We start from the raw sequence: 12,996 nt of genomic DNA on the forward strand, positions 1-12,996 counted from the left end.
AGCAACCTCACAAGAATCCGGCGCCTCACATCAGCAACCTCAATGACGAATAACTACCCCGTGGTCGTCATGCTGAGAGACGGTCAACAGGCGGACGAAACCGCGATACTGAAGCATCGATAACAGCCGATGCGCAGTCGACGATGCCACGTCTAGATAGACGCTTGCCTCGGTAAGACGGACCTCTGATCGTTCACCCAGGAGTAGAAGTAGGCGAAGAGCGTTGTCGACAGCCTTGATCGGATACTGAGGCGGTTTAGCGGTACCGAGTTGATCCATTTGTCGCGTTTGCGCCGGTCTCTGCATGGCAGAAAGGGTACCTCCCCTGAGGAACGAGTGAGGCCTGCCGCGCAATTGGTGACTCTTGCGCGATCGGAAGCCCGGGTACCTGGAGTCAAGTATCGTCAGCGCCGCCCGGATCGTTCCGCTCAGCCTCGGGTGCATTCGCGTTCGGCGAAGGCTACCTGGCCACCCAGGACGCCTCCCCTTGATAGCGGGCTCGCGGGCGGTTGGGTCATCGGCTTAACGGTCTCGATCATGCGAAACGCGCTCGTGAACTCCACGTCGAGCAGCGCGAGTTCTTCGGTATGCTCTCGCATGAGTGTCGCCAAAGCTCGCAGCATGGTGCCGCGCTGCCGCGGCGTCCGGAGTGCCCAGTCACGTTGGGCAGCATGCGCAGTCGCCACCGAGCAATGATCAGAACCTGTGGATGAGCCTCGGCGAGGTGGCGTGAAAGTGGGCGCACCTTCCCGAGGATGATCATCACGGAAACAGGATCTCGATCAAGACCGGCGTTGGCGCGCTGGTTGGGAAGGTACGCCCATGCTCACGGTAGTTCACGACGCGGAATCAGCCAACGAGAACGGCAGCGGTGCTGGTCGGTCGTTGTTGGATGAGATCGTCCGCGACGGTGCGCGGCAGATGTTGGCGGCGGCACTGCAGGCTGAAGTAGCCGCCTACGTCGACGCCCATGCCGGTGAGGTCGACGACAACGGTCGGCGTCTGGTGGTCCGCAACGGCTATCACCACGAACGTGACATCCTCACCGCCGCGGGTGCGGTCACGGTGACCGCCCCGCGGGTCAACGACAAGCGCATCGACGCCGTTACCGGTGAGCGGCAACGGTTTTCCTCGGCGATCCTGCCGGCGTGGGCACGCAAGTCCCCGCAGATGACCGAGGTGCTGCCACTGCTGTACCTGCACGGGCTCTCGACGAGTGACTTCGGTCCGGCGCTGGAGCAGTTTCTCGGCTCGAGTGCCGGACTGTCGGCCACGACGATCACCCGGCTCACCAGCCAATGGCAGGACGAAGCGAAGACTTTCGGCGAGCGTGACCTCTCGGGCACCGATTACGTCTACCTGTGGGTCGACGGCATCCACCTCAAGGTCCGCCTCGAGCAGGAGAAGCTCTGCCTGCTGGTGATGATCGGGGTCCGCTCCGATGGCCGCAAGGAACTCGTCGCCCTGGCCGACGGATACCGAGAATCGACCGAGTCGTGGGCCGATCTGCTGCGGGGCTGCCGCCGCGGGATGACCGCGCCGGTGCTGGCCGTCGGCGACGGTGCACTGGGCTTCTGGAAGGCGATGCGCGAGGTCTTCCCGGCTACCCGCGAGCAACGCTGCTGGTTCCACAAACAGGCCAATGTCCTTTCCTGCCTGCCTAAATCGGCGCACCCGGCAGCATCAGCGGCGATCAAAGAGATCTACAACGCCGAGGACATCGACCACGCGCAGGTCGCCATCAAGGCCTTCGAGATCGACTACGGCGCCAAGTACCCCAAAGCGGTCGCCAAGATCGTCGACGACGCCGACGTGCTCCTGGAATTCTACAAATACCCAGCCGAACACTGGATCCATTTGAGAACCACGAACCCGATCGAATCAACGTTTGCCACCGTCCGCTTGCGGACCAAGGTCACCAAGGGCCCGGGATCCCGGGCGGCCGGAATTGCCATGGCCTACAAGCTCATCGACGCCGCGCAAGCCCGCTGGCGGGCAGTCAACGCACCCCACCTGGTCGCCCTCGTCCGTGCCGGCGCCGTCTTCCACAAAGGCAAGCTACTCGAACGCCCCGCCGACATCACACCGCCCGAGCCGGGCGAAACAACCGAAACCGAGGTCGCCTGAAACACCCCGATCCACAGGTATTGACAATATCTCGTCGAGAAGCGCGATCCTGATTTCTCCAAGATCCGCCGATCCGCCGATGAAGCTAGCTGAGCGGTGACCCTGAGCCGCTAAGGCCAGCAGGCCGTTGTCGCGGGCAGTGCTCAACTACGTCAGCCGCGCGGCCGGGCTGCCAGAGTCCCACTGACGACGTTGCCGACGCTACGATATCTCCGCGCTCGCGGCCGTCAGCTGTAGAAGCACGTTCCGTGCTTGGACAACGTCACTCGCAGCACGGCGACCGAGACGGCGCTCTAGCGGCCTCTACCCCGGCGCCAACCTTCGTGATGAAGGGCAAGAGTCTTATCTGTAACGGTTGAGGGGTGTGTAGGACTGTTCCCCACGTGGTTCTCAGCGCGGTTTGACGTCGTAGGTGACAGTGTTATCTGTAACGGTGTCACCCACGTTGGGGTGGTACGTCTCTGTGTTGTCGGCTGGAGGGCTTGGCCAGCCCGGTGAGTCGGGTCAGTGCGGTGAATCCGTCGTCGGTTCCGGGCCAGTGTGCGCGAACGGTGTCGAGGCCGGCGCGGCGGACGACGCTGCGCAGGACGGCGGCGACGATGATGGCGTCGTCGGCGTATCCGAGCACCGGGATGAAGTCGGGGATCAGGTCGATCGGGATCGCGAGGTAGGCCAGCAGCAACCCGAGGCGGACGCGGATCCCGCGCGGCAGGGTGCTGTCGCCGGCGAGGCGACGCACCAGCCGCAGCACGTCGGGCAGGATGCGCACCGCCTCGCGCAGTAGCCCTCCCCGCGGCCGGAGAATTGCCAGTGCGACCAGCAATGCCAGCCAGGCGAATAGGAGTGCGCCGCCAACGCCGATGAGGAGATCCCACCCGAATGAGCCCGTCACGATTCGTGCGCCACGTGCAGCCGCTGCGAGGTGCGCGCATCGGTTTGCGCGGATGTTTCGGCCTGCAGGGCAGCGTCCTCAAACGCTGCCAGCTCAGCAGCCGCGGCGTCGACGGCTGCGCGGGCAGCGTGCCCACCGGGGGCCGTGAAGTAGTCACGGGCGGCGATCTTGGCCAGCCAGCTGCGGAACCGGTCCAGGTCGGCTTCGGACTCCTCGACCTCGGCGTAGGTGAGCCGTCCGCGAGCGCGTTCATCGGCCAGCTCCTGGCGCAGCGCCGGGAGCCGCTCCAGGACTTCGGCGTACTCGCCGTCGCGGGCGGCGTTAAGCTCGTCGATCACGGCCTGTTCGTCGGCGGGATCGACGAAGCTCATCGGTAGGACGCGGGCGGTGCCGCCGTGGTGATGGATCCGATCGGCCAGCCGCCGCACTTCGCGGACCACATGTGCGTGGGCGGGCAGCAGACACACCGATTGCTGCAGATATAAGGCACCGAGCGAGCGCAGTTTGCGCCACACCTGCACCCGCAGCGTGCCCGCCGCGCCAGCAGTCGACACGCTGATCACCAGCCAATCGAGTTCGTCGCCCCTAGCCACAATGAGATGTTACACCCGTAACATCATGCTGATACAGCAGCTACGCGGGCTGAGGTATCTGGTGGCCAGCAGCTGCACCCAACCTCGCTGCGGCAGCCGTGAGATTGATCCCGTTGACGCGGTCAGCGTGTATGCCCCAAGCTGTCGACGTGGCCCAGATCAGCGAAACGCTGTTGATCGACCAGGTCGTGGCGCGGCTCACCGCCAGCTACGCCGACCTGCCGCCGGACCATGTGGCCGGCGCCGTGCGCAGCGCGCACGCCCGGTTCGAGCAGAGCCCGATACGGGAGTTCGTGCCGCTGCTCGTCGAGCGGCATGCCCGCGCCGAGTTGTCCCGCAGCGCCGGTCTGCTTACCTGGTCGTCCTAGGCGTCAGCGCAGGCCCGCCCCGCTTTGCACCGCTCAGCGGCACCAGATCGAGATCGCGACCACCCAAACCGATCAGCTCCGTGGTTGGGTAGCGGTCAGAGGTGTGCCGGCCCGGGCCCTGCCGCAGCGGGGAATCGCTCCTCGATCGCATCAAGCAGGCGTTGCAGCGCGTACTGTTCCTGCTCGCGATGCCGGATCTCCCGTCTGATGCGGTGGACCTGGTTCATCTCGCCGCGCAGTTGATACTTGGCCAGCGCGGCCTCGTGGGCCGCCATCCGGTCAATGAGCAGCTCACGCTGGCGCGAAAGCTCACCCCGGTAGTAGTCGGCCTGGCGAACATCCGCGGCTCGCGCGGCTGCGATGTCGTGGTCTGAGACGGTGGACGTGCTCATCTGGCACACCGTAACCGAGCACCAGACCATGCGCGCGGGCAACAACGAGCCAAAAAGCTCCACCGCCACCCGTTGCACCGCGGGCCAGGAACTGCGGCGTTCAGCTCGTCGACGCGTTCACCAACGCCAACCGCGCCGGCATGACATCGCCCCACAGACGCAGCGCCACCGCGCGATGCTCCCGATTCCCACCCCGGATTCTCGGACCGCACAGGCGATCTCGTCGAACGCGTCCCGCTCAGAACACCCACGCCATCCGATCAAAACGCCGATCGCTACATCGATCACTCGGCGTGACGACGGGTCCGCACCCCGGCCCAACTGGCTCACCTCGTCCACCCTTTCCGCGCCGGAATCATCTCGATCAACCCTGTGTACCCCCGGGCTATGAACAACAGCCACCTCGCAGAAGAACAAACTCGCGACGCCGAACCCGGCGATCGCGGTGCTCAGTCATCTCTTCCTCCGACGCCCCCGGGAGGTCCAGGCAGGTACGACGCCGACCACTTATGCCAACCGTTGGCCTGGTCGACGCCATCACCGATTCTGATCCGACAGACGAACTCGCCTGCTTCGTGGGCGATCACATTGATCTGCTCCCGGAGGTAATTTAGAACCTCGCTTGCTGTCCGATCCGAAGGGACGAACAGGTGGACCGTTTTCCACATTTCCTCCACCAGGCTCCCTTCGCCCCCTCCACCGCACCGATCGCCGCGGTCGGCCCAGCGCAACGCCCGTCGTCACAGTGCACACCATGCACGCTGACTGCACCCGCAACCGTGAAAAGGCGACCTGATCATCGGTGACATAGACGACGGCCGGGCCAGCGTCCAATGCCCACGTTGCGGCGCCCCAAGTCGCCGACCCTGTGAAACGGTGCGCCCGGGCGCCAGTCTCGTCGGCTACCACCGCGAGCGCGGCTACCGCCACGATGAGCTCCTCGACCTGGGCTACATCAAGTACACGCTCGTCAACGAATCCACCCAGCACCCACTTTTCCTGTGGCGCCGCCGGACACAACGCCCGATCATCCGCGACGGCTACCGCCAGTCCGACTAAGGCCGGGCACTACGGCTCAACTAGTTCGAGAAGTCGTCGGCAACATGTGTCGCACGTGTCGCTGAAAGAGCAGACGTTCTACACATGTAATCTACGTTGCTACCAGCAAGAACACGCCAATTGTTCATCTCATTACAGATAAGCGGTCGCGGTGAGGCGGTCAACAATCGCGGCTAGCACGGTTTTCGATGTCCCCTCGCGCGACACCATCTAATCATGCCGAATCAACCAGCGGCGTTGGTGAATGCTACAGCCAGATCGGCGTGCCACGGCACCGACACCTCGTCGCTATCCGGAGCCTGGACCGTTTGTCTTCCCGAACCAGGAGTCTGCGACCGCAACGCAAGGCCATACGCAAGTCGGTGAAGGCGATTACTCAGCCTGCCGGGCGCGCTGGACCCTGAAGAGCTTTACTTTGCCGCTCACGCCTTTGAGCCGGCGTGCGCCCATCGACGACCAGGTGAAGTCCGCAGCGTTGCCGACGGCCTCGCGCGTGGAGTCGGCGACCGCCACCGTCCCCGGCCGCGCCGCTGCCGTTACTCGACTGGCCACGTTGACAGGACTGCCGAACCAGTCGCCCCCGCGTGTGATCGCCAGTCCGGAAGCCACGCCGATCCGCAAGCGCGGCAAGCCATTTGCTGCCGCGTCGTCAGCCAAGTCGAGGATTGCCCGCAGCAATGGCGCCGGATCGAAGCACATGAGCATCACGGCGTCACCCACCGACTTCACCAGCCGCACCGGGGTGACCGCTACGTGCTGGGCCGATTCGGCGAGCCGACTGGCAACGCGTTCAAGCTCCAGAGGTGGCAGCACCTCCCCCAATTTGGTGAAGCCGGCAACATCAGCGAACGCCACCGTTACCTGGTGGGCCCCGGGTAATCTTCCGGCAGCCCGCTCAGCGGCGCTCACGGCCTCAACCTGGAACGAAGTGCGAAGTTGCATAAACAATAGGTCTTCGATCAGCGGTCCGAGGTGAGGCGCGGATCGACGCGCCAGCTGCTCGACCGCCTGCGCCAGCTCGATTTCACTTGTCCCCGGCCGCAGGAGGGTGTTGAGGGCCGCATCGCGCATCGTCGCGGCGGCACCCCAGTCCCGCGATCAGCATGCGCATCACGGCAACCGTTTCGTCCGGCTCGACGCCCATGTCGAGGAAGAATTTCGCGTGCGCGATCGCTTTTCCGTCGGCGCGCAGCAGTACGGCTGCGTCGGGGTCGTCGATCCTCGGCCTTCCGACCGCGCCGTAGAGGCGCTGCAGGAGGTCCAATTCGATCCCTGTGGATTCGCTGATCTCACGCGCGGACACATAGGTCCCGTCGTCGCCGAAGATCGTGTTCGCGGGCAGCAGTAGAGGCGTAGCGAGCGATCTACGTATCTCGTCGAGGGGGTAGCCTTTTCCGATCAGCCATGTGACGAGGTCGGCACGCTCTTCGCGGGCTTGGCCCTCAAGGCCGTCGAGCATACCAAACTCCTCGATGTCGTGGTTAGCTGCCATACCGCAAACGTACTGCTCGATGCATCGCCTACCGCATCGATTCGCAGCGCCACAAGTCGACGGGTGCGTTCGGACAACTTCGCGAAACTTCGCGCTCGGTCCATGCGGAACCGGGCTTCCGAATCAGTGAGGTATTTGCACGCCAAATATCGCCACGGCCCCACGAGCAACTTGGGCATAGCCCGATATCCAACGGTGACTCGCAAGAATTCCCGGGCGTCGGCCACGACCGGCCACCCCGTCTGGCGCTTGGGATGATCTCCACACTTTTCGGGCGTCGCGATCACATCGCCTCCACGGCCGACCCGGGTTGCCGCTACACGGGATCCTGAACCGTGACTCGGTCCCGTTGCTTGTCGACATCGCTAACAGGTGCAGAGGTTGACCGCGGGCCCGCCATGCCAAGATCCCGCCGAGCGGGATACCCATTGACCTGCTATAGAGTTGGCTTACGTCCCTCGTCCGCCGGTGACTGACCATAGCCGATCGCGCGAATGACCACAGAACCGACAACGCCGGGCTATCCGTGACGCCGCCCCACACTCCCTTGAGTTGACCACGAGACTACGCGAGGCAATGACTTGCGAGTCACGTCAGCGAATTCTCGTGCAATTCAGTATGATTTATATCAGAGGGCTGCAGGCTGGAGCTGAAGCTCCGCCCCACGTCACGCCAAGCAGGGCATAGGAGCGGGAGTGGACAGCGATATCGACCAGGCGGCAAACACATCTGAGATACCGCATGCAGCGCGCCGCTATACAAGAGTACCCAAGGCGTCAGATATTCTGGCCGACCGGCTCCGCGCAAAAATCCTCGGCCGCGCGATGCGGCCCGGCGACCAACTGGCTTCGGAAGCGGAGTTGATCTCCGGAGAGGGCTTTAGCAGAGGCACCGTGCGAGAGGCGCTGCGCCTGCTCGAATCCGATGGTTTGATCGAAATCCGCCGAGGCCCACGCGGTGGCATTCGGGTAACTCGTCCCGACCTGCGGCAGATCAGCAGATCCGTTGCGCTCCTACTGACCCTCGCTGAAACCTCAACCAGAAAGTTCTACGAGTTCCGCAAACTCCTCGAACCCGCTATTGCCGCTATGGCAGCCCGGTCGGCCACCGACGAGCAGCGCGGCTGGCTACTCGCGATCGCTGACGCCACATCTCGAAACGGCTCATGGGAACCATCGGTGGAGTTCCACGAGGCTCTCGCGGTTTGCAGCAACAACGAGGTCTTGCGGCTCGTCATATCGATGTTCGAGCAAGAGTTGTCGTGGCACGTCCCAGGTGAGTCGCTCACCGAGCTAGACATGGAGGATACCCGCCGGGCGCACCAGAGCATCGCGCGTGCGGTGGCTGCCGGCGACGCCGACCGCGCGTCGAGCGCAATGCAACGTCACCTGAACCAGTTCGAGCGAATGCTCGACACAAACGGCCGCCTCGACGAGCCGCTGCTCCCCCGAGAGCGTTGGCTCCAGTGACGCCGACCCCCTCGCTCGTCACCGTTTTCACAACGCGCTTACGGGGCATCAGGCAGCGAAGCCATCCACCGATGCATGCCCAACACGCAGCCCGCGTCGCGTCCCTGGCTTGGCAGGGTTGATGCAGACAACAATGATCTTTATTGACTGGGCTCGTCATCGAGGAGATGGACGGCTTGGGCGGTGTAGGTTAGACAGCCCGGCGCGGTGGCGCATCATGTCGCGAATTGTGATGGCTGACTTGCCGTTCGCGCCGAACTCGGGCCAGTATTCGGCGACCGGCACGTCGTAGGAAGCAATCCCCGGTCGACAAGCCGACGGATGACCGTGGAAGCCAATCCCTCTGTCGCTGAAAACGCCATCGCGCCGGTGTTGGCCGCCGACGGTACGCTGCCATGACGATCGGCCCCACCCGATCCACACATCAACAACCGGTCTGCCATCGAGGTATACCGGCAGCGCGCCCGAGACTGTCAAGTTAACGGTGTAACTCGTTGTTGTAGTGTTACTTTCGTTCTGGGGTTAAACGTCCGGGGAAGGCGATCTCGAACGCGTTGAGGGGTGCCTTCCAGCGGTTGATCCAGCGTTGTCGGCCTTTGCCGGTCGGGTCGAGGCTCATGATCGCCAGGTAGACGCACTTCAGGGCGGGCCTGCTCGGTCGGGAAGTGCCCTCGGGCGTTGACGGCCCTGCGGATGCGCGAGTTCAGGCTTTCGATGCTGTTGGTCGTGCAGATCACGCCGCGGATTTCCTTGTCGAAGGCCAGGAATGGCACGAACTCGGCCCACGCGTTGTCCCACAGCTTGACGATCGCCGGGTAGCGCTGGCCCCAGGTCTCGCTGAACGCGACGAATGCATCCAACGCCGCCGACTCGCTTGCCGCGGTGTAGACCAATTTGAGATCCTTGGCGATCGCCGCCCAGTCCTTCTTGGGGGTCGGGGAGCAGATTCTCGAAATCCGGCGCTAAGGATTTACGGCAGATAGTAGCGTACTATCTGCCGTAACTCGTGAGTCGTCCTGCCGCGATGGTCGTTCCGGAGATGGGCGACTCCGGAAACTATCTGCCGTAGTGCTGAAGGGCGGTCGGGGTGGGATCGGTGAGCTCGCTACCGGCGCGGGCCGCCGGGATCCGGCTGGCGGACGCGACGCGGACCTTTCTGGGCACGATCGCGGCGGTGAACACCCGCCGCGCCTACGCCTCGGCGTTGGATCGGATGGTGCGCGACTTCGGCGCGGACGGCGATGTCGGGTTGTTGAACCCGGATCGGGTGTCGGGGTGGTTCGACTACGTGTGGGGCGACAAGGCCCCCAAGACCTACAACCTCCGGCTGACCGCGGTGTCGGCGGCGTGCGCCTACTGACGCGATCAACAGTGGCTGACCGGCGATCCGGTGTCGCGCCTGCGGGCGCGGCCGAGTGCGCCGGACAACAGCAAGGCGATGACCGCCGCCGAGGTTGCGGAGCTGCTGGGCATGGACGCGGCCCTGCGCGAGCGGGTGTTCTGGTCGATGCTGTATGAGTCCGCCGCGCGGGCGGAGGAGATCCTGAATCTCGACATCGAGGACCTGGACACCGTGAACCGATGCGCCACGGTCACCCGCAAGGGCGGCGCCCGCGAGGTGATCTATTGGCAGACCGGCACCGCACGGCCGCTGCCCCGGCTGATCGCCGGACGGAAGTCCGGGCCGCTGTTCCTGACCGACCGCAAAGCCAAGCCGTCGGTCGCCAAGACCGACACCGACAACTCGACCGGCCGCGCCCGACTTTCCTACCGCCGCGCCGCGACGCTCCTCGAGGAGCACACCGAAGGGATGCGACGCGGACCGTTCACGCTGCACCAGCTGCGGCACTCGCGACTGACCCACGCCGCAGAGAAGGGCGCTTCCACGCCGATGCTGATGGCGTTGAGCGGACACACCTCGGTGCGCAGCCTGGTCAAATACGCGAAGGTCTCCGCCGAGGCGCTGGGGCGCTGGCAGGCCGAGACCGATCCCGCTGCGCGGCGGCGCTCCCGCTGAATCTCTCAGTAGCTGACGGTGACGAGTTCCGGCGCGTGTCTGCGTATCTTGTTCAGCACCTTGACTGTTCGGCCCGAGCGCATCTGCTCGAGGGGGGCCGAAAGAGACCAATCAAGTGCGGCACCGTCGATGGGTGTGGTCTTCCGCGTCCGGGAACTCATAGCCGCTGCCGGGCGTGCGTGGTCGTGGTGTTTGTCGGATCCGGCGGGGGCACGGCCGAGAGTAGGGCCGTGAGGTCGCGCGAGACCTCGCCGGGGTTGGAACAGCCGTGGGAGATGAGCGCGCGGGAGCGCGGCTTCGGTCAGGCCGTATCGGATATGGACGGCGTCGTGGTGTTGCAGGATCGCCAACGTGTGGATTCCACTGGCGATCAGGCCACCGAACTGGCCGTCCTGCGCCGCCGCCCGGTCGATGTGAAACCACTGGGGATCCCAGTGGGTGGCGAAGTCGACGAGTTCGGCCTCGGTCACCGTGTGTGAGCCCAAGTCGAAACGCTGGCCGATGCCCAGGTCCTCGGCGTATACAAGGCGTGTGTGCTCATGGTGCGATCCCACCTGCACGCCGACGGGTTTCACCGCGGCGCCATGCGGATCGCGCCGTCGAGGCGGATGGTTTCGCCGTTGAGCATCGGGTTGGTCACGATCGCCTCGACCAGCTGCGCGTACTCGGCGGGGTCGCCGAGCCGGTTCGGGTGCGGCACCTGCTGTCCCAGCGAAATCTGAGCCGCCTCGGGCAGCGTGCCCAGCAGCGGGGTCTTGAACAGGCCGGGCGCGATGGTGTTCACCCGGATCAGCAGCGACGCCAGGTCGCGGGCGATCGGCAGGGTGGCGCCGACGATCCCGCCCTTCGATGCCGAGTACGCGGCCTGTCCGATCTGCCCGTCGAAGGCCGCGACCGAGGCGGTGTTGACGATCACGCCGCGCTCGCCGTCGACGGGCTCGTTCTGCGACATCGCGTGCGCGGCGAGGCGGATGACGTTGAAGGTTCCGGTCAGGTTGACCTTGACGATCTTCTCGAATTCGGCCAGCGGGAACGGTCCGTTCTTACCGACGGTCTTGACGGCGTTGCCGATGCCGGCGCAGTTCACGGTGATTCGCAGTGAGGACTCCGCGTTGGCGCGCTCGACCGCCTCGGTGACCGCGGCCTCGTCGGTGACATCCGCCGGAGCGAATTCCACGGTGTCGCCGAGAGCAGCCAGCGCATCCGTGTTCGCGGTGGGCAGGTCGACGGCGATTACCCGGGCGCCCGACTTGGCGAGGGCGGTGACGGTGGCCAGTCCGAGGCCCGAGGCTCCGCCGGTGACGAGTGCGTTGGTTCCGGTGATATGCATGAATACTCCTGACGAAATAGGTTGAGAACATCGGGTTTTTGACAAAGTGAGGTGTGACTGACGCAGTGGTGTCACTGCGCGAAGGTCAACCTCATAAGGCGCGGCCGATGAGTTCCTTCATGATCTCGTTGGTGCCGCCGTAGATCTTCTGCACGCGGGAAGCGGCGTACATCTGCGCGATCGGGTACTCCATCATGTAGCCGTAGCCACCGAAGACCTGCAGGCAGCGGTCGACGATCTCGCACTGCTTGTCGCTGCCCCACAGCTTGGCCATCGACGCGGTCGCCGCGTCGAGGGTGCCGTCGAGGTGACGCTGGATGCAGTGGTCCATCAGGGTCTTGCCGGCCAGCACGTCGGTCTTGCACTCGGCGAGTACGAACTTCGTGTTCTGGAAGTTCAGGATCGGCTTGCCGAAGGCGTGACGTTCCTTGGCGTACCTGATGCTCTCCGCCACCGCGGCCTCGGCCACCGCGACACCGCCGACACCGAGGATCAGCCGCTCACGCTGCAGCTGACCCATCAGCTGGTAGAAGCCCTGCCCCTCGACGCCGCCGAGCAGATTCGCTGCCGGCACCCGCATGTCGGTGAACGACAACTCGCGGGTGTCCTGGCCGTGCTGGCCGATCTTGTCCAGCACCCGCCCACGCTCGAACCCCGGAAGATTCTCCGTCTCCGCGACGAGCAGCGAGATACCCTTGGAACCTTGGCTCGGGTCCGTTTTGGCGACGATGACGAGCAGGTCGCAGTGCGACGCGTTCGAGATGAACGTCTTCGAGCCGTTGATCACGTAGTGGCCGCCGTCGCGAACCGCGGTGGTCCGTACGGCCTGCAGGTCCGAGCCGGTGCCGGGTTCGGTCATCGCAATGGCGAGGACGCTCTCACCGCTCGCACATTTCGATAGCCAGCGCTTCTTCTGGTCCTCGGTGGCATAGGCGGCGATGTAGTGCGCGACGATCGTCGAGTGCACGGCGAAGCCGAACGCGGTGTCGTGGGCGTAGGCGATCTCCTGCTGCACGATCGCCTCGTGGCCGAAGTTGCCGCCCCCGCCGCCGTATTCTTCGGCGATGTCGAGGCACAGCAGTCCCGCGGCGCCGGCCTTGGTCCAGAACTCGCGGTCGACCTGGTGCTGCGCGGCCCAACGGTCCTGGTTCGGGGTGGCTTCCTTGCGGAAGAACTCGGCGGCGTGCTTACGCAGCAGCGCCTGATCGTCGGTCTCCCACGGGGAGCGGTAATCGGGGAACAGCTCGCTCATGATCG

At 64.7% G+C, this 12,996-nt stretch carries 13 protein-coding genes and 5 pseudogenes; 6 read left to right on the forward strand and 12 right to left on the reverse strand.

From position 1 onward, the window contains the following. Nucleotides 1-72: 72 nt before the first annotated feature. A pseudogene (locus MSZK_RS20070) lies at nt 73-306 on the reverse strand (helix-turn-helix domain-containing protein); the annotation flags it as partial. A gap of 122 nt (nt 307-428) precedes the next feature. After that, nucleotides 429-686 (reverse strand): aldehyde dehydrogenase family protein, encoded by a 258-nt coding sequence (locus tag MSZK_RS33110; protein ID WP_083339453.1) that lies wholly within the window; start codon nt 684-686, stop codon nt 429-431. Nucleotides 687-822: 136 nt separating this feature from the next. On the opposite strand from MSZK_RS33110, the gene MSZK_RS20080 reads away from it, so the two are divergent. Then, entirely contained in the window at nt 823-2,127 is a 1,305-nt protein-coding gene (locus MSZK_RS20080; RefSeq protein ID WP_099250435.1) for an IS256 family transposase, read from the forward strand. 436 nt (nt 2,128-2,563) lie between these two features. On the opposite strand, the gene MSZK_RS20085 is transcribed toward MSZK_RS20080, so the two are convergent. Together MSZK_RS20085 and MSZK_RS20090 are read right to left on the reverse strand one after the other, a co-directional pair. After that, nucleotides 2,564-3,019: a YkvA family protein gene (locus MSZK_RS20085; RefSeq protein ID WP_047040634.1), complete on the reverse strand. Its 456-nt coding sequence runs from the start codon at nt 3,017-3,019 to the stop codon at nt 2,564-2,566. After that, entirely contained in the window at nt 3,016-3,612 is a 597-nt protein-coding gene (locus MSZK_RS20090) for a Chromate resistance protein ChrB (protein ID WP_052773270.1), read from the reverse strand. The genes MSZK_RS20085 and MSZK_RS20090 overlap by 4 nt, the downstream gene beginning before the upstream one ends. Before the next feature lie 131 nt (nt 3,613-3,743). On the opposite strand from MSZK_RS20090, the gene MSZK_RS20095 reads away from it, so the two are divergent. Beyond that, entirely contained in the window at nt 3,744-3,980 is a 237-nt protein-coding gene (locus MSZK_RS20095; RefSeq protein WP_047040632.1) for a three-helix bundle dimerization domain-containing protein, read from the forward strand. A 95-nt stretch (nt 3,981-4,075) separates the two neighbouring features. On the opposite strand, the gene MSZK_RS20100 is transcribed toward MSZK_RS20095, so the two are convergent. Both MSZK_RS20100 and MSZK_RS33615 read right to left on the reverse strand, forming a co-directional pair. Next, nucleotides 4,076-4,441, reverse strand: coding sequence for a hypothetical protein (locus MSZK_RS20100; protein ID WP_233211411.1), 366 nt, complete (start codon nt 4,439-4,441; stop codon nt 4,076-4,078). A gap of 48 nt (nt 4,442-4,489) precedes the next feature. Further along, complete coding sequence (locus MSZK_RS33615) at nt 4,490-4,774, reverse strand: ANTAR domain-containing protein (protein ID WP_324614534.1); 285 nt, start codon at nt 4,772-4,774, stop codon at nt 4,490-4,492. A 474-nt stretch (nt 4,775-5,248) separates the two neighbouring features. On the opposite strand from MSZK_RS33615, the gene MSZK_RS20105 reads away from it, so the two are divergent. After that, nucleotides 5,249-5,431 (forward strand): hypothetical protein, encoded by a 183-nt coding sequence (locus MSZK_RS20105; protein WP_047040625.1) that lies wholly within the window; start codon nt 5,249-5,251, stop codon nt 5,429-5,431. 372 nt (nt 5,432-5,803) lie between these two features. On the opposite strand, the pseudogene MSZK_RS20110 reads toward MSZK_RS20105, so the two are convergent. Further along, nucleotides 5,804-6,923, reverse strand: a pseudogene (locus MSZK_RS20110) (adenylate/guanylate cyclase domain-containing protein). Nucleotides 6,924-7,618: 695 nt separating this feature from the next. On the opposite strand from MSZK_RS20110, the gene MSZK_RS20115 reads away from it, so the two are divergent. After that, nucleotides 7,619-8,392: a FadR/GntR family transcriptional regulator gene (locus MSZK_RS20115; RefSeq protein ID WP_075909486.1), complete on the forward strand. Its 774-nt coding sequence runs from the start codon at nt 7,619-7,621 to the stop codon at nt 8,390-8,392. Between the two features lie 186 nt (nt 8,393-8,578). Here MSZK_RS20115 and MSZK_RS20120 read toward each other — a convergent pair. Continuing rightward, nucleotides 8,579-8,857, reverse strand: a pseudogene (locus MSZK_RS20120) (serine hydrolase domain-containing protein); the annotation flags it as partial. Between the two features lie 40 nt (nt 8,858-8,897). Beyond that, nucleotides 8,898-9,321, reverse strand: a pseudogene (locus MSZK_RS20125) (transposase); the annotation flags it as partial. Between the two features lie 167 nt (nt 9,322-9,488). Between MSZK_RS20125 and MSZK_RS20130 the strand changes: the two are divergent. Both MSZK_RS20130 and MSZK_RS20135 read left to right on the forward strand, forming a co-directional pair. Further along, complete coding sequence (locus MSZK_RS20130) at nt 9,489-9,752, forward strand: hypothetical protein (RefSeq protein WP_225330463.1); 264 nt, start codon at nt 9,489-9,491, stop codon at nt 9,750-9,752. A gap of 30 nt (nt 9,753-9,782) precedes the next feature. After that, complete coding sequence (locus MSZK_RS20135; protein WP_011331207.1) at nt 9,783-10,409, forward strand: site-specific integrase; 627 nt, start codon at nt 9,783-9,785, stop codon at nt 10,407-10,409. Nucleotides 10,410-10,744: 335 nt separating this feature from the next. Here MSZK_RS20135 and MSZK_RS20140 read toward each other — a convergent pair. The 3 genes and pseudogenes from MSZK_RS20140 to MSZK_RS20150 all read right to left on the reverse strand — a co-directional run. Further along, nucleotides 10,745-10,984, reverse strand: a pseudogene (locus MSZK_RS20140) (MaoC/PaaZ C-terminal domain-containing protein); the annotation flags it as partial. Next, entirely contained in the window at nt 10,981-11,739 is a 759-nt protein-coding gene (locus MSZK_RS20145) for a 3-hydroxyacyl-CoA dehydrogenase (protein WP_011331213.1), read from the reverse strand. The gene MSZK_RS20145 and the pseudogene MSZK_RS20140, both read right to left, overlap by 4 nt. Nucleotides 11,740-11,830: 91 nt before the next feature. Continuing rightward, the gene (locus tag MSZK_RS20150; RefSeq protein ID WP_011331214.1) at nt 11,831-12,991 is read right to left on the reverse strand and encodes an acyl-CoA dehydrogenase family protein; all 1,161 of its coding nucleotides are present in this window, start codon (nt 12,989-12,991) and stop codon (nt 11,831-11,833) included. Nucleotides 12,992-12,996 lie beyond the last annotated feature (5 nt).

This window comes from Mycobacterium sp. shizuoka-1 (assembly GCF_002723835.1).
GTDB lineage: Bacteria > Actinomycetota > Actinomycetes > Mycobacteriales > Mycobacteriaceae > Mycobacterium.

Coding starts and splice junctions, on each gene's coding strand:
- MSZK_RS20080 (WP_099250435.1), top strand. CDS start 823: ATGCTCACGGTAGTTCACGACGCGGAATCAGCCAACGAGAACGGCAGC.
- MSZK_RS20145 (WP_011331213.1), bottom strand. CDS start 11,739: ATGCATATCACCGGAACCAACGCACTCGTCACCGGCGGAGCCTCGGGC.
- MSZK_RS20095 (WP_047040632.1), top strand. CDS start 3,744: ATGCCCCAAGCTGTCGACGTGGCCCAGATCAGCGAAACGCTGTTGATC.
- MSZK_RS20150 (WP_011331214.1), bottom strand. CDS start 12,991: ATGAGCGAGCTGTTCCCCGATTACCGCTCCCCGTGGGAGACCGACGAT.